This window comes from Pseudarthrobacter niigatensis (genome assembly GCF_030812615.1).
In the GTDB taxonomy this organism is placed as follows: Bacteria; Actinomycetota; Actinomycetes; order Actinomycetales; family Micrococcaceae; genus Arthrobacter; species Arthrobacter niigatensis.
Map to the genome: position 1 here is coordinate 322733 of NZ_JAUSTB010000001.1, position 20918 is coordinate 343650.

Sequence of the window (20918 nt, forward strand, 5' to 3'; positions counted from 1 at the left end):
GTCACGCATCCTGCTTTGCGAACTTGCCGGCCGTGAGGCTCCAGACGTCCCCATAGACGTCGCTGACGGCAACTCCGGCCACCAGTGAGTCGTCGTGGACACACCGCGCTGCGGTCCAGCCGACCTGGGTGACATCGACACCACACGTTGGACAAGCCGTCACCCATGAGGCGTGGACACGGTGGAGGCTCCGCCCCAGCGCTCCGGCATTGATTACGTTGCCCACCCAGAAAATGCCGACTGTGGGCACGCCCAGCGCCTGTGCAAGGTGCCTGGGCCCGCTGTCGTTTGCCACCACCACGTCGGCGGCCGCCAGCAACGCCACAAGCCCTGCCATATCCAGGGCGCCGGCCAGGGAACTGACCGCTGTTGAAGCGGCACTGTCCGCAATCTCCGCCGCCAGGCCCTGTTCGCTGCCGTCCCCGATAAGGACGACCCGCGAACCATCGGCTGCACAGGCGGCAGCAAGCTCAGCAAACTTTGCGGCAGGCCAACGACGGCGGGGATCGGTGGCGCCCGGATGGATCACCACGAGTGGCTGGGCGCCGTCGCCGGGGCGCGGCGGGAAGGATGCCTGCCCGGCGGGGGCCAGGCGGGCTTCAAGGTCGACGGGGAACGCGCCCGCGAAACCGGCCACTTCCAGGGCCCGGACGGGTTCGTGCTGGTAGTAGAGGTAGGGGACGCTGCGCTCAAGCAGGGCGGCGTCGGCCGTCCGCGTTCCTACAGTATGGCTGGCTCCCAGCCGCAGCAGGAAGGGATTCGAGAACCGTCCGCCCCCATGGAGCTGGACAGCCAGATCGAAGGCGCGCCCGCGCATGCCGGCAAAGAACCGGTCCAGCTCGCCGGCATCTTCCTCCCCGGGCCGGACTCCTTCGGCAAAGGGCAGGACAACCACCTCATCGACGGGGCTTTCCACCGCCCCGAGAACCGCCTCATGGATTGGGGTGCCCAGCAGTGTCAGGTGTGCTGCAGGGTAGGCCGCCTTTAACGCAGCCATCGCGGGAATCGCGAACATCAGATCCCCCAGGCCGCCTCCGCGCAGGACCGCAATCCGGGACACGGCGTCGAACTTCTCCAGCACCGGGCCTACCCCCACACCGATTTGTCCGGCACCGCCAAGCTCTGCAGTGAGTTGCTCCAAGAACTGCCCCTTCCGTCCCGGGGAGGGAAACGCATGGCCGTCCCTCCCCTGCCCACGCAGCCGGATGCCGGTTTGAGTACCCGCGGCCGCTCCTATGAACCTGTACCCAACCGGCAACGGATCTACGCTTCCTGTTGGGGAATACCGGGTTCATGCTGTACGTTTCATACCCGACAGCCCAACTAAGAAAAGAGAAGCACCCAAAGTGGCAACCGATTACGATGAACTGCGTTCCGACGTCAAGGAATCGCAGGACAACTCACTCGAGCAGCTCCAGTCAGCGAATGCTCCGGACGCCCGCAGCGTTGTGCAGGAGTTGGACGAGGCTGACGGGCTGGACGGCGCCGGAGTTCCTGGCGGCGAATTCGTCGCTGAGGAACTCGTAGTCCAGGTCATCCCCCAGGCTGAGGACGAATTCACCTGCTACTCCTGCTTCCTGGTCCGCCACCGGTCCCAGATCGCCCGGCAAAAAGACGGACACAGCTACTGCACGGAGTGCGAAGGTTAGTCAGAAGGTTTTACCGGGGCTGCAACGCCCGGCCCCGCAAGAAGGGCACGCCGCACCAGGCGTGCCTTTCGGCTTTAAGCAATGGCAGGTTCCTGCCCGCGTCCAGCTTGGGTGCGTAGCGTGGGGCGCAGGACTTACGACGGCGACACGGCAGCCAGGAGGCACTATTGGACAGCCCTGCCAGTTTCTGGAACACCTTCAGCGCGGCATTCACCCACACGAACGTACCCAACATCACATGGGCTGAGCTGCTGCTGTCGCTGGCAGCCGCCGTCGTGCTGTCCATCCCCAGGCGCAGCTGGCGATATTTCGGCCTCCTGGCCACCGCCACCCACGAACTGGGCCACGCATTCGCTGCCCTTACGTCAGGCCAGCGGCTCTCCGGCATCCGTCTTCGCCTTGACCACTCCGGAACCACCAGTGCGTACAGCAGGAGCAGGCTGGCCGCTGCCTGGTCCTGCTTTTGGGGATATCCGGTACCAGCGCTGGCGGGAGCCGCATTTGTTTGGTCCGGGCTCAACGGATGGGGACCGGCCGCCGTGGCAGCCAGCGCATTGGTGTTGACTGCCTCGCTCCTCTTCCTTCGCAACCTTGCAGGTTTCGCGATCACGGGGGCCGCGATCGCCGCGACCGGTGCCCTCACCTTCCTCGCGCCGCCCACCGCCGTCGGCCATGCCGCCGTCATCTTCGGCCTGGCACTCCTCGTGGCCGCCGTCCGGGACCTGGTCAAGCTCACCCAGGTGCACCTCCGCCATCGCGACCGTCTCAACACCTCGGACGCGTACCTCCTGTACCGGGCCACCTCCGTTCCGACCGGCATCTGGATTGCCCTGTTCACGCTCCTCGTGGCCGGTTCCTGGCTGGTGGCGTGGCAGCCCATCGTGGAAATCCTCCGGCAGGGCGCGTAGGGCGTGAAGCCGGCGCATAGGCTGGTGTCATGAGCCAGGAAACGGAAAGCACACCAGCAGACACCGCCGACGCGCACAGCACCCGCGGAGCCTACGTGACAGGCGGGGCGGAATTCACCCGGGACACCAACTACATTGAGGACCGCATCACCAGGAATGCCACGCCCGGCAGCAACGGTGAACCGGGCTGGCCGGTGGAAGCCGGGCGCTACCGCCTCATTGCCGCAAGGGCCTGTCCATGGGCCAACCGCACCGTCATCGTCCGCAGGCTGTTGGGGCTGGAGGAGGCCATTTCCCTTGGCCAGCCTGGACCCACCCACGATGCACGTTCCTGGACCTTCGACCTGGACCCGGGTGGAGTGGATCCGGTCCTGGGAATCGAGCGCCTGCAGGACGCCTACTTCAAGCGGTTCCCCGGCTATCCCCGCGGAATCACCGTTCCCGCCATCGTCGACGTGCGCAGCGGTGAAGTGGTGACCAACAATTTCCCCCAGATCACCCTTGATTTCTCGACCGAGTGGACAGAGTTCCACCGCCCGGGCGCCCCACAGCTCTACCCCGCGCATCTCCGCGAAGAGATCGACCAGGTAAACAGGCGCGTCTTCACCGAGGTCAACAACGGCGTCTACCGCTGCGGCTTCGCCGGATCACAGGAGGCCTACGACTCGGCGTACCAGCGTTTGTGGACCGCGCTGGACTGGCTCGAGGACCGCCTCTCGCGGCAGCGCTACATGGTGGGTGAAACCATTACCGAGGCAGATGTCAGGCTGTTCACCACGTTGGCCAGGTTCGATCCCGTCTACCACGGACATTTCAAATGCAACCGGCAAAAGCTGAGCGAAATGCCCAACCTGTGGGGGTATGCGCGGGACCTGTTCCAGACGCCGGGGTTCGGGGACACCATCGACTTCGTGCAGATCAAGCGGCATTACTACATCGTCCATGAGGACATCAATCCCACTGGGATTGTTCCTGCCGGCCCGGATCTTGCCGGTTGGTTGACGGAACACGGCCGGGAGGCGCTGGGTGGACGCCCGTTTGGCGATGGCACCCCACCAGGGCCTGTGCGCCCCGGGGAGGAAGTCGCCACCGGACACGGCGCCTCCCGCTGACCTATCCGCGGACGGAAATCGCTTTCCTCCTACACTGGAAGGCATGCAGACTTCTCTGGGTTTCGTGGCGCCGGGGTACGAGGGTGTCTTGGCGCTGTTTGAGTCCTTCCTCGCGGAGGACTCCCGCTACAGCGCGCAGTTGGCCGCCTACCGGAACGGGGTGCAGGTGGTGCGCCTGACCGGCGGCCCGGATATGGCCCCTGATACGTTGACCGGCGCCTACTCCTGCTCCAAAGGCGTCGCCGCACTGGTCATCGCCCTGCTGGTCCAGGACGGTGTCCTTGACCTTGACCGGGCCATGGCCCATTACTGGCCGGAGTTTGCGGTCCACGGCAAGGAACGGTTGCTCGTCCGGGAGGCGTTGTCGCACCAGGCGGGGCTGTTGGGGGTCGAGGGCGGTTTTGCCCTGGACGAATTCACCACCTCCGGGGCCGCCGCCCGGCTGGCCGCTGCGGCTCCCGCCTGGGAGCCTGGCCGCCAGTTCGGCTACCATGCCCTCACCATTGGCATCCTGATGGAAGAGCTGTGCCGGCGGACCACGGGCGAGGCCCTGCAGGACATCTACGAACGGAGAATCCGGAAGCCGCAGGCGGTGGATTTCTTTCTGGGCCTGCCGGACTGCCAGGAGGACAGGTACCGGGACGTGCTGTATGAAGCAGACCCGGCCGAAGCGTGGCTGGATCCGCTTAGCCTCGACGGCCTGAACAGCAACGCCCCGGTGAGTACCATCATGGAACTGCCCAATATCCGCTCCGTGCGTGCCGCGGGCATGTCCGCCGCGGCTGGAGTGGGCTCCGCCGAGGGGCTGGCGCGCCTGTACGCAGCGGCCACCACCGGTATCGGAGGTGCAGGGCCGTTCCTCTCCGGCGGGACCATCACGGCCATGACGAGGGAACAGGTCTGGGGCCTGGACCGGTCCTCCGGCCTGGACAATGCCTTCGCCGTCGTGTTCATGAAACCCCACCCCTCGCGGAACTTCGGGAGCCACCGGGCCTTCGGCCACGAGGGAGCGAACGCTGCCCTGGGCTTCGCCGATCCCTCGTACGGGCTGGGCTTCGGCTACATCCCCCGGCGCGCGGAAGAGGGCCGCACCCCGGGCCGCGCCCACAGGCTGGCCGCTGAGGTAAGGCGCTCAGCAGCAGGTTTGTCCTGAGGCACCCCCGGCCCTACTGTTGTCCGGATGGGCAATACTCAGGCACGGCCGGACGCACGGTGGGCTCGGGGGACCCAACTTCTTAGACAATCAGTGGCGGGGCTTTCTGCTGCCTTCGCCGCACAGCGGCTGCAACTGGCAGGGAAAGCTGCCATAGCCGCGGGGCTGGCGTTCGCCATCGCACCCCTCATGCCTGGCGCCGCCTCGCACTACGCGTACTACGCACCGCTGGGCGCCCTGGTGGCCATGTACCGCAATGTCGCCGGGTCCATGAAGCAGGGGGCGCAGGCCCTGGCGGGGCTGGCGATGGGAATCGGTCTTGCCTTCGTCCTGGTAAGCATCGGCGAACCTTCGCCGCTGACGGTCGCCGTGTTCATGGGGGTCGGCGTCCTGCTGGGCGGCTTGCCGGGCATCGGCTCAGGCAGTGACTGGATTCCCACGGCGGCGCTCCTGGTCCTGCTGGTGGGCGGCAGCAATGCCGAAGATTTCTCCTACGGCTACCTTGTGCAAATGGCGGCGGGCGTGGTGGTCGGGATCGCGGTGAATTTCCTGATCTTTCCTCCGCTGCACCTGAACGCCGCCGCATCCAGCCTTGCCGACCTGCGGCTCGCCCTTGGCCGGCAGCTGACGGACATGGGCGCAGCCCTGAAGGAAAAATGGCCCCCTGAGCACGAGGACTGGTCGCGCAGGTCGGACGAACTGGCGGAAGCGGCACGTTCAGTGCGTCATTTGGTCAAGGAAGCGGACGCCAGCCGGCGCGCCAATCCCCGGCGGAAGCTGCACCCGCGGGACATGGACCGCGACTACCAGGACCTGCGGAACCTCGAACGGGTCACCTTCCACATCCAGGACATGACGGATGTGCTGTCCGATGTGATCTGGGAGGACGATGTGCCCTACGAGATTCCGCTGCACGACAATGAACCGCTGGCAGACGCCATCACCGCCACCGGGGAACTGGTGTCCACAGACTCCGATGGTGACGTCCAGGAGTGGAAGGACCGCTACGACGCTGCCAGCGCGGCGGTGGAAGCCTGCATGGCTGCCACCGCCCACAGGCCGGCAGAACAGGGAGCGGTCCCTGCCTCAGAATCTGTCCTCCTCAGCCTCCACCGGATCCTGCGGGCCATCCGGCGGGAGGACCAGGCAGGACCTGGCCGGAAATAGCGGGCCTGGTCCCTACAGTGCCGAAACCGTCCCGCTGAAATGGCGCCGCCCGGAGCGTGGACTCCAGGCGACGAAGCTGGACTGTTTCCATGCCCCGGAACCTGTCTGTTCGGTGCCGATCTCCAGGGCCACCCGGGATGGCAGGAAGACCGGGGCTTCGAATTCCACGTCCCACGTGAACGAGTCACCCCGGGCGGGCCCCACATCTGCGAGCGCGCGGGACGCGAGGTACATGCCGTGCGCTATCGATCGCCGCATACCGAGGGCCTTGGCCGAGAGCACGCTGAGGTGGATGGGGTTGAAGTCCCCCGAAACAGCCGCATAGGCACGGCCCGTATCCACGCCCAGCAGCCACAGCGCCGTGGGGTCCGGTGCCGTGAAGTCAGCCCTGGGAGGGATGGCTGTGGGTTTGTCGATCCCAGGCAGGAAGACGCCCTTGGCCAGGTATGTCGAAACTCCGCGCCAATGGACCTCGCCGGAGCCGGCGCGCCGCACTTCCGCCACGACGTCCACCTGTGTCCCTGCACGGTGGCCGCGGAGGTTTTCCACCCGGGCGGCCATGTCAAGGATGTCGGTGAACAACAGCGGTGATCTTTGCTCAACGCTGTTGCGCAGGTGGATCATCCCCAGCAGTGGCAACGGGAAGTCGTCCCGGTTCATGACGCTCATGGCCAAAGGGAAGGCGATGGCGTGGATGAAGCCGGCGGGCAGGACGTCACTGGCCGTCTCGCCGATCAGGTGCTGGTAGGCCGTAAGGTTTTCCACCCCGACCGTGACGCCCCTGACTTCATGGCTCTCCGCCGGGAGGACTACGGAGTCATGCGTTCCCAGGAGCCTGCGCCTTGCGGCCTGCGCGGCGGCGTTGACATAAAGCTTGGACAGCGAGGGCATTTCGGCCAGGACCACCGGTTGCTGGACCGTCATGCCCCCACCAGGTTTTGCCCGCATACCCGCAGCACCTCCCCGTTGATCCCGCCCGCGGCATCGCTGGCCAGGAATGCGATGGTCTCCGCGACGTCGGACGGCAGTCCGCCCTGCTGCAGCGAGTTCAGCCGGCGCGCCACCTCCCGGACGGCGAAGGGAATGCGGGCCGTCATTTCCGTTTCGATGAAGCCGGGAGCCACGGCATTGATGGTGCCGCCGCGGGCCGCGAGCAGCGGGGCTGTGGCCCGCACCATTCCCATGACCCCTCCCTTGGACGCGGCGTAGTTGGTTTGTCCCCGGTTTCCGGCGATGCCGCTGGTGGAGGCCACTGAAACAATGCGCGGTGACTGCCGGAAGTGTTCGGAGGCCAGCAGGGCTTCGTTGATACGGAGCTGCGCGGCGATGTTGATGTTGATCACCGGGTTCCACCGGGCCTGGTCCATGTTGACCAACAGCTTGTCCCGCGTAACGCCTGCGTTGTGCACCACGATGTCCAGCCGCCCGTGCCGTTGAACGGCGTGGTCGATGATCCGCTGGCCGGCGTCGGCACCGGTGATGTCCAGCTGGAGCGCCGTGGCCCGCACCTCGTTGGCCACCGCGGCCAGTTGGTCCCCTGCGGCAGGAATATCAACCAGGACCAGGGTGGCGCCATCGCGGTGCAGCGTCCTGGCGATCTGGGCTCCGATGCCCCGGGCGGCTCCGGTGACGACGGCGACCTTGCCTGCCAAAGGCCGTTCCGGATCAGCGGGCAGGCTGCCGTCCTCCGAGGAGACGGTCAGGAACTGTCCGTCTACGAATGCCGACCGGCCGGAGAGGAAGAACCGCAGGGCGCCCAGGGCACTGGAACTGGTGGCGGTGGTGCCATCGGCCAGAACCACGCCGTTGCCGGTTGCGCCGGCCCGCAGTTCCTTGGCCAGGGACCGCAGGAAGCCATCCACCCCCTGCCGGGCTGCCGCAGCTTCGGGTGCGGACGCTTCCGACGCCGGGCGCGAAAGCGTGATGACCCGCCCGCCGGCGCGCAGGTCACGGAGGGAGCCTGCCGCCGCCAGCACGGGCTTTTCAAGGTCCGCCGGGTGCTCCAGCTCGTCCAGGACCAGGATGATGGCGCCCAGCTTTTCGGCGGGTACAGCATGCCGCCGGATGTCGAGGTCCCAGGACAGCAGCTCCGCGGCGAGCTTGTCCGCCCCCGGAGTGTTTCCCAGGACCACGACCGGTCCGGTGACCAATGGCTGGCCGGGCTGGTACCGGCGCAGCACCGCAGGTTGCGGAAGGCCGAGTTTCTTTGCCAGGCTGCGGCCCATGCCGCTGTTGACCAGTTGGGTGTATGTATCTGCCATGGCCGCCCCCTACAGAGATTCCAGGATGGCGACGACGCCCTGGCCGCCGGCAGCGCATACGGAGACCAGGCCCCGGGCCGGCTTCCCGGTGGCAGCAGACTTGGCATGGAGCATCTTGGCCAGCGTGCCGACGATGCGGCCACCGGTGGCGGCAAATGGGTGGCCTGCTGCGAGCGAGGACCCGTTGACGTTGAGGCGGGAACGGTCGACGCTGCCGAACGCACCGTCGAGGCCCAGGCGCGTGCGTCCGAACTCGTCGTCCTCCCATGCTGCCAGCGTGCTGAGCACTGTTGCGGCAAACGCCTCATGGATCTCGAAGAAATCGAAGTCGGCCAGCGTCAGACCCTGCCGGGCCAGGAGCCTGGGCACTGCGAATACGGGCGCCATCAGCAGCCCGTCCTTGCCGTGGACGAAATCGACGGCGGCAGCCTCGGCGTCGACCACGGCTGCCAGCTTGGGCAGGTCGCGGGCATCTGCCCATTCATCCGACGCCAGCAGCACCGTGGACGCACCGTCTGTCAGCGGGGTGGAATTGCCCGCCGTCATGGTGGCATCGGCGCCAAGGCTGCGGCCGAAGACCGGCTTGAGGGATGCCAGTTTCTCCAGCGACGTGTCCGCCCGCAGGTTCCCGTCACGCGTCAGTCCCCGGTACGGGGTCATCAGGTCGTCAAAGAACCCGGAGTCGTAGGCGGCGGCCAGGTTGTGGTGGCTGTTCAGTGCCAGCTCGTCCTGCGCTTCCCGGGAGATCTTCCACTGCGCGGTGGTCAGGGCCTGGTGCTCGCCCATGGACAGGCCGGTACGCGGCTCCGCTGTGCCCGGGGCCAAAGGCGCCAGGTCCTTGGGACGGAGCCGGCTGAGGATCTGGAGCCGCTGGGGAAGGGTTTTGGCCCGGTGAAGGTCCAGTACAACCTCGCGGAGCCCTTCACTGACCACCACGGGTGCGTCGGAGGCAGAATCCACGCCGCCGGCGATGGCCGAATCGATTTGCCCGAGCTTGATCTTGTTCGCCAGGCCCACCACGGTCTCCAGGCCCGTGGCACACGCCTGCTGGAGGTCGTACACGGGCGTTTCCGCCGAGAGTGCCGATCCCAGCACTGCCTCCCGGGTGAGGTTGAAGTCACGGGAGTGCTTCAGGACCGCGCCCGCCGCCACCTGCCCGATCCGTTCGTCCTGGAGCCCGAACCGCGCGATCAGGCCGTCGAGGGCCGCCGTCAGCATGTCCTGGTTGGATGACTTCGCGTAGGCTCCGCCTGCGCGGGCAAACGGGATCCTGTTGCCGCCAACGATCACCGCCCTGCGCGTTGCCGGAACGGCAGGCAGCGCGGATCCGCGTGCGGGGATGGACTGTCCTTCTGTGGACATGGAGGGCTCCTCTGGTCACAAGTGGTTACCGATACCCAGCGTACCTGATACGCTGGGTATCGTGAACCTCCAGGACACGCACTCCCCCTTGACCATCGAACTGCCGTCGCCGGCCAGCCCCGACGGGCGTTCGTCGCGCTGGCAGAGCCACCGGGAGGAGCGGCGCAGGGAACTTATCAAGCAGGCCCGGCGCGCGGTGCATGCCCTCGGCAGTGATGCCTCAATGGAGGACATCGCCACGGCAGCCGGGACATCGAAGTCCGTCTTCTACAGGTACTTCGGGGACAAGGCCGGGCTGCAGCAGGCCGTGGGCGAGGTAGTCCTCAGCCAGATGCAGCACCGCATCCAGGAGGCCGCGCAAAGTGCACTCACGCCCCGGGAGGGCCTGCTCGCGATGGTCTCGGCTTATCTCCAGATGGCCGCCACCAGCCCCAACGTCTATACCTTCGTCACCAGCTATGCCCCGGCTGATGCCGCCAACCCTCCGCACCCCGCCGCAGCAGGTGGACCGCTGGGGCCCTTCTTCGACGCCATCGCGGACATGATCGCCACTCCCATGCGGTCACACCTGGCGGACGTCAAGGAAACCGTCATCGGTTACTGGCCCAAGGCGGCGATCGGCCTGGTCCGGAACGCCGGCGAACAATGGCTCAGCACCCCGGACTCCCCCACCAAACCAGACCAGGAGACCATGGCCCGCCAGATCACGGCATGGCTGTGCGTGGGCATCGTCCCCGAGCTCACCCCCGCTTCACCGACCACCAAGTTATCCGCCAAAGAAGGACTGTGACATGACTGACGTAGTGGACCGCCCTGCGCGCAAGGGCCTCCGCCCCGCCGCAACCCCCGCCGCCAAGCCCTCGGACGAAAGCCCCGCACCCGCCGTCGACATCGAGGCGCTGGGCAGGCAACTCCTGGGCAAATGGGCCGATGTCAGGCTCCAGGCACGGGACCTGGCCGGCCGGCCCGAACTGCACAAGATCGAGGGCCTGACGCACACCGAACACCGCGCCCGCGTCTTCGGACAGCTCAAGTACCTCGTGGACAATGAAGCCGTGCACCGCGCCTTCCCCTCGGAGCTGGGAGGATCCGACGACCATGGGGGCAACATCGCCGGCTTCGAGGAACTGGTAGTGGCGGACCCGTCCCTGCAGATCAAGGCCGGGGTCCAGTGGGGACTCTTCGGATCCGCCGTGATGCACCTGGGGACCGCAGAACACCACACCAAGTGGCTGCCCGGAATCATGAGCCTGGAAATCCCCGGTTGCTTCGCCATGACGGAGACCGGCCACGGCTCGGATGTGGCCAGCATCGCCACCACCGCAACCTACGATCCCGGCACCGAAGAGTTCATCATCAACACCCCGTTCCGCGCCGCCTGGAAGGACTACATCGGCAACGCGGCCAACGACGGCCTCGGCGCCGTCGTGTTCGCCCAGCTGGTCACCCGCGGCGTCAACCATGGCGTCCACGCCTTCTATGTGGACCTCCGGGATCCGGACACCAAGGAATTCCTGCCCGGAATCGGCGGGGAGGACGACGGCGTCAAGGGCGGACTGAACGGCATCGACAACGGCCGGCTGCACTTCGACAACGTCCGCGTCCCCCGGACCAACCTCCTGAACCGGTACGGCAACGTCGACGCGGACGGAACCTACACCTCCCCCATCGCCAGCCCCGGCCGGCGCTTCTTCACCATGCTGGGCACCCTGGTCCAGGGCCGCGTATCCCTGGACGGCGCCGCCGTGGCCGCCTCCAAGGTCGCGCTGAAAGCCGCCATCCAGTACGCCACCGAACGCCGCCAGTTCAACGCTTCCTCGCACACGGAGGAAGAAGTGCTGCTCGACTACCAGCGGCACCAGCGGCGCCTGTTCACCCGCCTGGCCACCACTTACGCGGCCGGCTTTGCGCACGAGCAGCTGCTGCAGAAGTTCGACGACGTCTTCTCCGGCGCCCACGACACCGACGCAGACCGCCAGGACCTGGAAACCCTGGCCGCAGCGCTGAAGCCCCTCAGCACCTGGCACGCCCTGGACACCCTCCAGGAATGCCGCGAAGCCTGCGGCGGTGCCGGCTTCCTGATCGAAAACAGGTTCGCCTCGCTGCGCGCCGACCTGGACGTGTATGTCACCTTCGAGGGAGACAACACCGTGCTTCTCCAGTTGGTGGCCAAGCGCCTGCTGGCCGACTACGCCAAGGAGTTCAGGAATGTGGACTTCGGCGTGCTGGCCCGGTACGTAGTGAACCAGGCCGCCGGCGCCGCTGTGCACCGCACCGGCCTGCGCCAGGTGGCCCAGTTCATGGCGGACACGGGGTCGGTCCAGAAGGCCGCGATCGCGCTCCGCGACGAGGAAGGCCAGCGAGCCCTGCTCACGGACCGGGTACAGACCATGGTGGCTGAGGCCGGCGCTGCCTTGAAGGGCAGCAAGCGCCTGCCGCAGGACCAGGGCGCTGCATTGTTCAACCGGCACCAGAACGAACTCATCGACGCCGCCCAGGCGCACGCTGAACTGCTGCAGTGGGAGGCGTTCACGGAGGCTCTCCGGGAGGTGCAAGATCCGGGAACCAGGACGGTGCTCACCTGGCTGCGGGACCTCTTTGGCCTGTCCCTGATTGAGAAGAACCTGTCCTGGTACCTCATGAACGGCAGGCTCTCCATGCAGCGTGCCCGCACGGTGGGCGGTTACATCAACAGGCTGGTGGAAAAGATCCGCCCACATGCCCTCGATCTGGTGGAGGCCTTCGGGTACGGCGCGGAGCACGTCCGTGCGGCCATCGCCACGGGCGCCGAAATGAGCCGCCAGGACGAGGCGCGTGCGCACTTCCGCAGCGAGCGGGCCAGCGGGCAGGCCCCGGTGGACGAGAAAGTCCTGATCGCCAGGACCACCGGCCGGAAGGCCTGACCCCCGGCGGACACCACGAACAAGGCAAACAACGACGGCGCCGCTCCCCTGGCAAAAGGGGAGCGGCGCCGTCGTTGTTTGTACTGCCGGGACGCTCAGGCTCCGGCAGGCAGCACCGAGCGGTACACCTCAAGGGTGGTTTCCGTGATCGATTCCCACGAGAAGTGCTTCTCGGCGCGCTCGCGGCCTGCCTGCCCCATGGCCCGGGCGCGTGCGGGATCGGATACCACTTCGGTCAGGGCGGCTGCGAACTCCGCAACGAACTTCTCCGGGTCCAGGGGCGTCCCGGTGCCATCGGTGACCTGTTCCAGGTCCACCAGCAGCCCGGTTTCACCGTGCTGGACCACCTCGGGGATGCCGCCGGTGGCACTGGCCACCACTGCCGCGCCGCAAGCCATCGCTTCAAGGTTCACGATGCCGAGCGGCTCGTAGATGGAGGGGCAGGCAAAGGCCGTGGCATGGCTGAGGACCTGGATCAGTTCGTGGCGCGGCAGCATCCGTTCAATCAGCACCACGCCGGTGCGCTGCTTCTGCAGCTCCTCGATGAGTGCCGCTGTTTCCGCAGCCAGTTCCGGAGTGTCCGCCGCGCCGAGGCACAGCACCAGCTGGACATCGGCGGGCAGTTTCGCTGCCGCCCGCAGAAGGTAGGGAACGCCCTTCTGGCGTGTGTTTCTTCCCACAAAGACGACGCTTGGCTTGGCCGGGTCGATGCCCAGGGCACGGACGGCGTCGTCGTTTTCATCACGCTGCCAGAGGGCCACGTCGATCCCGTTGTGGACCACGCGGACCCTTTCCGGGTCAACGTCAGGGTAGCTGCGCAGGATGTCCTGGCGCATGCCCTCGGACACGGCGATGATCGCCGCCGCCGCTTCGTACGCCGTCTTCTCCACCCAGGAGGAGAGGGCATAGCCGCCGCCGAGCTGCTCGGCTTTCCAGGGCCGGAGCGGCTCAAGGCTGTGGGCGCTGAGAACGTGCGGAATTCCGTGCAGCAGCGAGGCCAGGTGCCCGGCCATGTTGGCGTACCAGGTATGCGAATGGACCAGGTCCGCGCCCTGCACGTCCGGCACAATGCGCAGGTCCACGCCCAGGGTCTGCACCGCCGCGTTGGCCGCGCCGAGGTCCTCCGGGACCTGGTAGGACGTCACGGTGGCGCCGTGGTAGTCGGCGTCCCGGGGGGCCCCGAATGCACGAACCTGCAGGTCAACGTGCTTACTAAGCACCCTGCTCAACTCGGCTACGTGCACCCCGGCGCCACCGTAGATCTCCGGCGGGAACTCTTTAGTCACAATGTCTATTCGCACAAGACCCAAGGTAGTCGTTCACGCATAACTGTTCTAGTGTGAAGGAGTCCGGGCCTACCGGACTGTCTTGGGGAGTTACGAAGGCGTACAGGAGCGACCATTATGCCGTTGACCAAAAAAGTCCTGGCCATTGTCCTCGCAGGTGGCGAGGGAAACAGACTGATGCCACTGACGGCAGACCGCGCAAAGCCCGCGGTGCCTTTCGCGGGCAGCTACCGCCTTATCGATTTTGCGATTTCCAACCTGGTGAATTCGCGTTACCTGCAGATTGTGGTCCTCACCCAATACAAATCCCACAGCCTCGACCGGCATATTTCCGAAGCATGGCGGATGTCCACCCAGCTCGGCAACTACGTCGCCTCCGTCCCCGCACAGCAGCGCGTCGGCAAGAGCTGGTTCCTGGGCAGCGCCAACGCCATCTACCAATCCCTGAACCTGATCCATGATGCCAACCCCGACATCGTCGTCGTGGTGGGCGCGGACCACGTGTACCGCATGGACTTCGCCCAAATGGTGGACCAGCACGTCCGCAGCGGCGCCAAAGCCACCGTGGCGGCCGTCCGGCAGCCGCTTCACATGGCTGACCAGTTCGGCGTGATCGAAGTGGACCAGAACGACGCCCAAAAGATCGCCGCCTTCGTGGAGAAGCCCTCGAGCACCCCCGGGCTTGCCGCCGACCCTTCACAGTTCCTTGCTTCCATGGGCAACTACGTGTTCGACGCCGACGCCCTGGTGGCCGCGCTGCACGTGGACGCCGAGCGCCTTGACACCAAGCACGACATGGGCGGGGACATCATCCCCTACTTCGTCAACAGGGGCGAGGCCGGAGTCTACGACTTCACCCTCAACGACATCCCCGGTTCCACCGAGCGGGACCGCACCTACTGGCGTGATGTGGGCACCATCGACTCCTTCTACGACGCCCACATGGACCTGATTTCACCGTTGCCGGTGTTCAACCTCTACAACTCCGAGTGGCCCATCTACACCCGGCAGAGCATTTCCCCGCCCGCCAAGTTCGTCCGGGGCAAGAACAACACCGTGGGCACGGCGCTGGACTCCATCGTGGCCAACGGGGTGGTGATTTCCGGCGGCGTCGTGGAGGGCTCCGTGCTGTCCAACGACGTCTATGTAGCAACCAGCGGCCGGGTCATCGATTCCGTGCTGATGGACAAGGTGCAGGTGGGTGAAGGGGCAGTGATCAACCGCGCCATCCTGGACAAGAACGTCAAGGTCCCCGCCGGAGCCGCCATCGGCCTGGACCCCGAGCTGGACCGGTCGCGCGGATTCAAGGTGACAGAGTCCGGCATCACGGTCCTCGCCAAGGGCCAGGAAGTTCCGGAGCCCGGTGAGCAGGAACGGCAGCTCGCCGCGAGCCACCTGAGCGTCCTGCCCAACGCCATCAAAGCGGCGGCAGAGCAGTACCCGGATGTCCGTGAGGCAGCCGACAAGGTGGCCGGCACGCACGCCGCCGCAGCGGCGGAGGCCGCTCCAGCCGCGCGGCTTCGCTGACCCGCCACGCACGACCTCCCACGGCATCCCGCAGGCCGGGGCACCAGAGATGGTGCCCCGGCCTGCGGCGCACGCTGTAAAATTTTCCCAATGAGCTCCCCCGATCTGACCCCTGAGGACATCCAGGCCTGCCTCAAGGTCCTGAACACCATCCACGCGTATGACGAGGAGCACCCGGACTACATCTCGGTGCGCCGCGCCACGGGGAAGATGTTCAAGGCCGTCAAGCGCCACCGCAGGGTAACCAAGCGCGATTCCATCGCCGAGGCTGACCGCGCCGTGATTGCCCAGACCGCCACCGCGGCCCCGGACCGGATCGATGACGAAACCCGCGGCAACAAGCTGGCTACCTCAGCCACCGGGAACATCGCGGGACACCTTATCCGGTCGCGCCCCTGCTACATCTGCAAGCAGCATTACACCCAGGTGGACGCCTTCTACCACCAGCTCTGCCCGGAATGCGCTGCGTTCAGCCACAGCAAGCGCGATGCCCGGACCGACCTCACCGGTCGGCGGGCCCTGCTCACCGGAGGACGGGCCAAGATCGGCATGTACATCGCCCTCCGGCTGCTGCGCGACGGTGCGCACACCACCATCACCACCCGGTTCCCGAAGGATGCGGCACGTCGCTTCGCCGCCATGGAAGACAGCGGCGAGTGGCTGCACCGGCTCCGGATCGTGGGCATCGACCTGCGCGATCCTGCCCAGGTCATGGCCCTGACCGATTCCCTCGACCAGGCCGGTCCGCTGGACATCATCATCAATAATGCGGCCCAGACCGTGCGCCGATCCGGCAACGCCTACAAGCCACTGGTGGACGCCGAGGAGGAACCGCTTCCGGCGGCACTGGACCAGGCCAATGGCGGCCCTGAACTGTTGACCTTCGGCCATGCCCATGACAAGCACCCGCTGGCACTGGCGGGCAGCGTCACCGACCACCCCGTCCTTGCAGGCGATGCCGTCACGTCCCTGGCGCTGTCCACCGGATCTGCCTCCCTGGAGCGCATCGCCGCGGGCACCGCGATCGACGCCGGGGGCCTGGTCCCGGACCTTGCCACCATCAACAGTTGGACGCAGGTGGTGGACGAAGTGGATCCCCTGGAAATGCTTGAGGTCCAGCTCTGCAACGTCACCGCACCGTTCCTGCTGGTCAGCAGGCTCCGCGGTGCCATGCAGCGGTCCACGGCGCGACGCAAATACATTGTGAACGTCTCGGCCATGGAGGGGCAGTTCTCCCGCGCGTACAAGGGCCCCGGTCACCCGCACACCAACATGGCCAAGGCGGCGCTGAACATGATGACCCGCACCAGCGCCCAGGAGATGCTGGATACCGACGGCATCCTGATGACTGCCGTGGACACCGGCTGGATCACTGACGAGCGCCCGCACTTCACCAAGGTCCGGCTCATGGAGGAAGGCTTCCACGCACCCCTGGACCTGGTGGACGGCGCGGCCCGCGTCTACGATCCGATCGTCGTGGGTGAAAACGGCGAGGACCAGTACGGGGTCTTCCTGAAGGATTACAAGCCCAGTCCCTGGTGATGCGGGGTATGCTCACGGCATGAGCAACGAGTCATCCTCCTCCCAAGTGCAGAAACTTGAACACCACGAATGCTGGGCGCTGCTGCGGACTGTGTCAGTAGGAAGGCTGGCGGTCCTCGTCGAGGGCAGGCCGGACATCTTCCCGGTCAACTTCACGGTGGACGGCGGCACCCTGGTCTTCAGGACGGCGCAGGGAACCAAACTGTCGGCTGCCTCCGGCGATGCCCCCGTGGCGGTAGAGGCGGACGGCGTGGACCCTGACACGGGCCTGGCGTGGAGCGTGGTGATCAAGGGCACCGCTGCCCTGGTCAAGGCCACAGAGGAAGTGCTGGAGACCTCCCGCCTGTACCTCTTCCCCTGGCAGGCCGGGCGCAAGGACGCGTTCGTCCGCATCACCCCGGACAGCGTCACGGGCCGCCGCTTCAAGGTAACGGACCCGATGACGTGGTGGACCCAGATCAGCGGTTCCGCCAAAGCATCCCAGGAATAGGCCGACGGCGGGTTCCCCGGCCAGGAGGCCGGGGAACCCCATGCGTCAGGCGAGCTGGGTGATCTCCACGCTGACCTTCAAGGCCGAGCCGCCGCCCCCGGACAGGATCCCCTTCAGCGGGGGGACGTCGCGGTAGTCGCGGCCCCTGGCCACGGTGACATGGAAGTCGCCGGCAGGTTTGTGGTTGGTGGGGTCCCAGCTGCGCCAGTCCCCGTCCCACCATTCCAGCCAGGCATGCGATTGCCCGGCAACGGTCTCACCGATCCCGGAGCTGGAGCGGGGGTGCAGGTAGCCGGAGACGTAGCGGGCCGGAATTCCGCAGCTGCGCAGCGCGCCGATGGCCAGGTGTGCCAAGTCCTGGCACACCCCCTGGCGCTGGCCCCAGGCTTCCTCCGCGTTGGTGGTGACGGCGGTGGAGCCGGACATGTAGGTCATCTCCCCGCGCATCCAGGCAAACACGGCCATGGCGGCCTCGTGCGGGTTCTTTCCTGCCACGACGCCCGGGATGATGCCCAGGACTTCTTCACCGGGCCCGCTCAGCCGGGACTGGGGCAGCCAGTCGCTGAATGCGTCGAGGGTTTCCGGGGACGCCAGCTGGTCCCAGCCCACAATGTCCGCCTCGGCAGGAATCTTCTCCGCCCTGTGCACTTCAACGGTGATGTTGGAAACCACCTCGAGGTTTTCGTGCGGCATCTGCATGTCGAAGGCCGTGACCCGGGTGCCCCAGTAGTCGCGGTAGGTGCTTACTGCTGCCTGCGACGGAGAGACCTTCACCACGGACTCCAGCACCACCTGCTGCGAATCCGTCAGCGGCGTCATCCTGGCCTCGTTGTAGGACAGCGTCACCCGCTTGTTGTACTTGTAGGCCGTCCTGTGGACGATGCTCAACCGGGTCATGACACTTCTCCCACCCAGGCAAGTTCGTCCGCCTGATTGAAGTACTTACGGGAAATGGCGTCCGAGGCCTGGGACACGGCCTTCTGCACGCGTTCCATGTGTTCGGGCAGTTCGGACATGAGGTCGTCAGTGCGGTGGAACTCGAGGAAGGTGCGGGCCTGCCCCACGATGCGGCGAGCATCGTTGATGAAGCCCACGCGCTGGGCGGAGGGGTCCAGCTTGGCGAGGCACTCGTCCGCATCCCGCAGCGCGTAAACGATGGACCGGGGGAACAGCCGGTCCAGGAGCAGGAACTCGGCGGCGTGTTGGTCGCCAAACGCTGCCCGCCGGGTCCGCAAAAACGATTCATAGGCGCCGGCGCAGCGGAGCATGTTCACCCACGACATGCCGGCAGAGAGCACATCCCGGGTGGAAAGCATCCGTGCCGTCATGTCCGCGCGCTCCAGCGAACGCCCCAGCACCAGGAAGAGCCAGCTCTCGTCGTGGCTCACGGTGGTGTCGGCAAGCCCGCTGACCATCGCGGTACGCTCCAGGGTCCAGTTGCAGAACCGGTAGGTGCCCACCACGTCCTTCCGGTGCTGGCTCAGCCCGTAGTACGTGGTGTTCAGGCTTTCCCACAGCCCCGAGGACACGGTCTCGCGTGCACGGCGGGCGTTCTCGCGGGCAGCCCCCAGGGAACCGGCGATCGAGGTGGCGCTGGTCTTGTCATACGCCAGGGCGTGAAGGAGTTCCGGGAGGCCGAAATCCTCGCTCTGCGGCTTGGCTCCCATGACGGCCAGGAGTTCCTGCGCCACGCTCTTCCGTTCCTCCATGGGGAGGTGGTTGAGGCGTTCAAGGTGGACATCCAGGATGCGGGCGGTACCGTCGGCCCGTTCCACATAGCGGCCAATCCAAAACAGGGACTCGGCAATACGGCTAAGCATTCGCGGCTACCTCCTGCGCGCCCGGAACGATGTCTAAGAAATGTGCGACGCCGGCCACGCCTTCACGTGCCGGCCTCACTGCTGCTGCTCCGACTGGCGGTCGCGCCAGTTGCTCTCCACCGGCCATACCGAGACCCGCTCGCGGACCGTGACGGACTGGCGGGGCATGGTTTCCACCGGCATCTGCGGCGAGTCGGCCAGGACCCACGTGTCCTTGGATCCGCCGCCCTGGCTGGAGTTCACGATCAGCGACCCTTCCTTCAGCGCAACGCGGGTCAGGCCGCCCGGGAGCACCCAGACGTCGTCGCCGTCGTTCACCGCAAAGGGCCGCAGGTCCACGTGGCGGGGGCCGAACTTGTCACCGCCAAGGGTGGGAACGGTGGAGAGCTGCAGCACCGGCTGGGCGATCCAGCCGCGGGGATCGGAGATGATCCGCTGGCGGAGGGCGTCCAGTTCGTCCCGGGAGGCATCCGGGCCGATGACCAGGCCCTTGCCGCCGGAGCCGTCCACCGGCTTGACCACCAGTTCCGCGAGGTTGTCCAGGGTGTACTCCCGGGCTTCCTTCTCCTCGAGGCGGTAGGTGTCCACGTTGGCGATGATGGGCTCCTCGCTGAGGTAGTAGCGGATCAGGTCAGGCACGTAACTGTAAACCAGTTTGTCGTCGGCCACGCCATTGCCTACCGCGTTGGCGATCGTCACGCCGCCGGCACGGGCAGCGTTGACCAGGCCGGGGCAGCCGAGCATCGAGTCGGAACGGAACTGCAGCGGGTCCAGGAAGTCATCGTCGATGCGCTTGTAGATCACATCCACCCGCTGCTCGCCGGCCGTCGTCCGCATGTACACGCGGTTTCCACGGCAGATCAGGTCCCGGCCCTCCACCAGCTCAACACCCATGAGGCCGGCCAGGAGGGTGTGCTCGAAATAGGCGCTGTTGAAGACGCCGGGGGTCAGGACGACGACGGTGGGATCGTCCACGCCGGCGGGCGCGGTTTTGCGCAGGGCCGAGAGCAGGCGGCGGGGGTATTCCTCCACGGGCCGGATGAGCTGCTGGCCGAACGCTTCGGGCAGGCCCTTGGCCATGGCGCGCCGGTTCTCCAGCACGTAGCTGACGCCGGACGGAACGCGGACGTTGTCTTCCAGGACCCGGAAGGTGCCGGCTGCGTCGCGGACCACGTCGATGCCGGAGATATGCACCCGGACCCCGCCGGCCGGTTCGAACCCGTGGACCTGCCGGTGGAAGTGGGCGCTGGTGGTCACGAGCTGGCGGGGAATCACGCCGTCGGACACCACGGTCATCTTGTCGTAGACGTCGTTCAGGAATGCTTCCAGGGCACGGACGCGCTGGGCCACCCCGCGTTCCAGGACATCCCACTCCGCCGCAGGGATGACCCTGGGCACGATGTCGAGCGGGAAAGGCCGCTCCTCGCCCGCGTAGTCGAACGTGACACCGCGGTCCAGGAAGGTGCGGGCCATGGAGTCCGCGCGTGCGCTGACGTCCGCCAGGGAGAGCTTCCGGAGGGCCTCGGCCACCTGCCCGTACGAGTCCCTGGCCTGTTGCCCCGGGGCGAACATCTCGTCGTACGCTCCGGTGCGGCCCGCGGCCTCGGAGTAATCCTGGAATAGGTCTGACATGTCCAATAGCCAACCATCTTTTTGTTTCGAGTTCATTACTGCCATCCATTCTGGCGTGTTGTCGCCGGCAGTCCGGTTCGTACTTTACTGGCCTCGTCGGGCACAG

At 66.5% G+C, this 20918-nt stretch carries 18 protein-coding genes; 10 read left to right on the forward strand and 8 right to left on the reverse strand.

Features of this window, described 5'->3' with window-relative positions; translation table 11 throughout:
• Window position 1 precedes the first annotated feature (1 nt).
• Window positions 2-1141 (reverse strand): glycosyltransferase family 9 protein, encoded by a 1140-nt coding sequence (locus J2T23_RS01565; protein ID WP_307356562.1) that lies wholly within the window; start codon window positions 1139-1141, stop codon window positions 2-4.
• A 205-nt stretch (window positions 1142-1346) separates the two neighbouring features.
• On the opposite strand from J2T23_RS01565, the gene J2T23_RS01570 reads away from it, so the two are divergent.
• The 5 genes from J2T23_RS01570 to J2T23_RS01590 all read left to right on the forward strand — a co-directional run bounded on the left by J2T23_RS01570 (window position 1347) and on the right by J2T23_RS01590 (window position 5989).
• Entirely contained in the window at window positions 1347-1649 is a 303-nt protein-coding gene (locus J2T23_RS01570; RefSeq protein ID WP_018761323.1) for a DUF4193 domain-containing protein, read from the forward strand.
• A gap of 167 nt (window positions 1650-1816) precedes the next feature.
• Window positions 1817-2557, forward strand: coding sequence for a M50 family metallopeptidase (locus tag J2T23_RS01575; RefSeq protein ID WP_307356564.1), 741 nt, complete (start codon window positions 1817-1819; stop codon window positions 2555-2557).
• Window positions 2558-2586: 29 nt separating this feature from the next.
• The gene (locus J2T23_RS01580) at window positions 2587-3669 is read left to right on the forward strand and encodes a glutathione S-transferase family protein (RefSeq protein WP_141181581.1); all 1083 of its coding nucleotides are present in this window, start codon (window positions 2587-2589) and stop codon (window positions 3667-3669) included.
• Between the two features lie 43 nt (window positions 3670-3712).
• Window positions 3713-4822, forward strand: coding sequence for a serine hydrolase domain-containing protein (locus tag J2T23_RS01585; protein WP_307356566.1), 1110 nt, complete (start codon window positions 3713-3715; stop codon window positions 4820-4822).
• A 93-nt stretch (window positions 4823-4915) separates the two neighbouring features.
• Complete coding sequence (locus tag J2T23_RS01590) at window positions 4916-5989, forward strand: FUSC family protein (protein ID WP_307356568.1); 1074 nt, start codon at window positions 4916-4918, stop codon at window positions 5987-5989.
• Window positions 5990-6001: 12 nt separating this feature from the next.
• Here J2T23_RS01590 and J2T23_RS01595 read toward each other — a convergent pair whose 3' ends face one another.
• Genes J2T23_RS01595 through J2T23_RS01605 form a run of 3 tightly spaced genes read right to left on the reverse strand, consistent with a single transcriptional unit; the run spans window position 6002 to window position 9612 of the window.
• Window positions 6002-6913 (reverse strand): MaoC/PaaZ C-terminal domain-containing protein, encoded by a 912-nt coding sequence (locus tag J2T23_RS01595; protein WP_307356570.1) that lies wholly within the window; start codon window positions 6911-6913, stop codon window positions 6002-6004.
• A complete protein-coding gene (locus J2T23_RS01600) occupies window positions 6910-8250 on the reverse strand; it encodes a 3-oxoacyl-ACP reductase (RefSeq protein WP_307356572.1) in 1341 nt (446 codons plus the stop codon). Before J2T23_RS01600 ends, J2T23_RS01595 begins: the two co-directional genes overlap by 4 nt.
• A 9-nt stretch (window positions 8251-8259) precedes the next feature.
• Window positions 8260-9612, reverse strand: a complete 1353-nt coding sequence (locus J2T23_RS01605) for an acetyl-CoA C-acetyltransferase (RefSeq protein ID WP_141160455.1) — start codon at window positions 9610-9612, stop codon at window positions 8260-8262.
• A 61-nt stretch (window positions 9613-9673) separates the two neighbouring features.
• Between J2T23_RS01605 and J2T23_RS01610 the strand changes: the two genes are divergently transcribed.
• Together J2T23_RS01610 and J2T23_RS01615 are read left to right on the forward strand one after the other, a co-directional pair.
• A complete protein-coding gene (locus J2T23_RS01610; protein ID WP_246857445.1) occupies window positions 9674-10402 on the forward strand; it encodes a TetR/AcrR family transcriptional regulator in 729 nt (242 codons plus the stop codon).
• Window position 10403: 1 nt separating this feature from the next.
• Window positions 10404-12515, forward strand: coding sequence for an acyl-CoA dehydrogenase family protein (locus tag J2T23_RS01615; protein WP_307356576.1), 2112 nt, complete (start codon window positions 10404-10406; stop codon window positions 12513-12515).
• A gap of 95 nt (window positions 12516-12610) precedes the next feature.
• Here J2T23_RS01615 and glgA read toward each other — a convergent pair whose 3' ends face one another.
• Window positions 12611-13816 carry a glycogen synthase gene (glgA, locus tag J2T23_RS01620; protein ID WP_307356578.1) on the reverse strand — a complete coding sequence of 402 codons (1206 nt, stop codon included), beginning with the start codon at window positions 13814-13816 and terminating at the stop codon, window positions 12611-12613.
• Window positions 13817-13918: 102 nt separating this feature from the next.
• Here glgA and glgC point away from each other — a divergent pair, with 102 nt between their 5' ends.
• From glgC to J2T23_RS01635, 3 genes are all read left to right on the forward strand, one after another.
• Entirely contained in the window at window positions 13919-15328 is a 1410-nt protein-coding gene (gene glgC, locus J2T23_RS01625; protein WP_141160458.1) for a glucose-1-phosphate adenylyltransferase, read from the forward strand.
• 90 nt (window positions 15329-15418) lie between these two features.
• Entirely contained in the window at window positions 15419-16870 is a 1452-nt protein-coding gene (locus J2T23_RS01630) for an SDR family oxidoreductase (RefSeq protein ID WP_307356580.1), read from the forward strand.
• 19 nt (window positions 16871-16889) lie between these two features.
• Window positions 16890-17360, forward strand: coding sequence for a pyridoxamine 5'-phosphate oxidase family protein (locus tag J2T23_RS01635; RefSeq protein WP_168223141.1), 471 nt, complete (start codon window positions 16890-16892; stop codon window positions 17358-17360).
• 45 nt (window positions 17361-17405) lie between these two features.
• On the opposite strand, the gene J2T23_RS01640 is transcribed toward J2T23_RS01635, so the two are convergent.
• From J2T23_RS01640 to J2T23_RS01650, 3 genes are all read right to left on the reverse strand, one after another.
• Window positions 17406-18257 (reverse strand): transglutaminase family protein, encoded by an 852-nt coding sequence (locus tag J2T23_RS01640; RefSeq protein ID WP_307356583.1) that lies wholly within the window; start codon window positions 18255-18257, stop codon window positions 17406-17408.
• A complete protein-coding gene (locus J2T23_RS01645) occupies window positions 18254-19180 on the reverse strand; it encodes an alpha-E domain-containing protein (protein WP_141160461.1) in 927 nt (308 codons plus the stop codon). Before J2T23_RS01645 ends, J2T23_RS01640 begins: the two co-directional genes overlap by 4 nt.
• 75 nt (window positions 19181-19255) lie before the next feature.
• Window positions 19256-20812 (reverse strand): circularly permuted type 2 ATP-grasp protein, encoded by a 1557-nt coding sequence (locus J2T23_RS01650; protein ID WP_307356585.1) that lies wholly within the window; start codon window positions 20810-20812, stop codon window positions 19256-19258.
• Window positions 20813-20918: the final 106 nt, after the last annotated feature.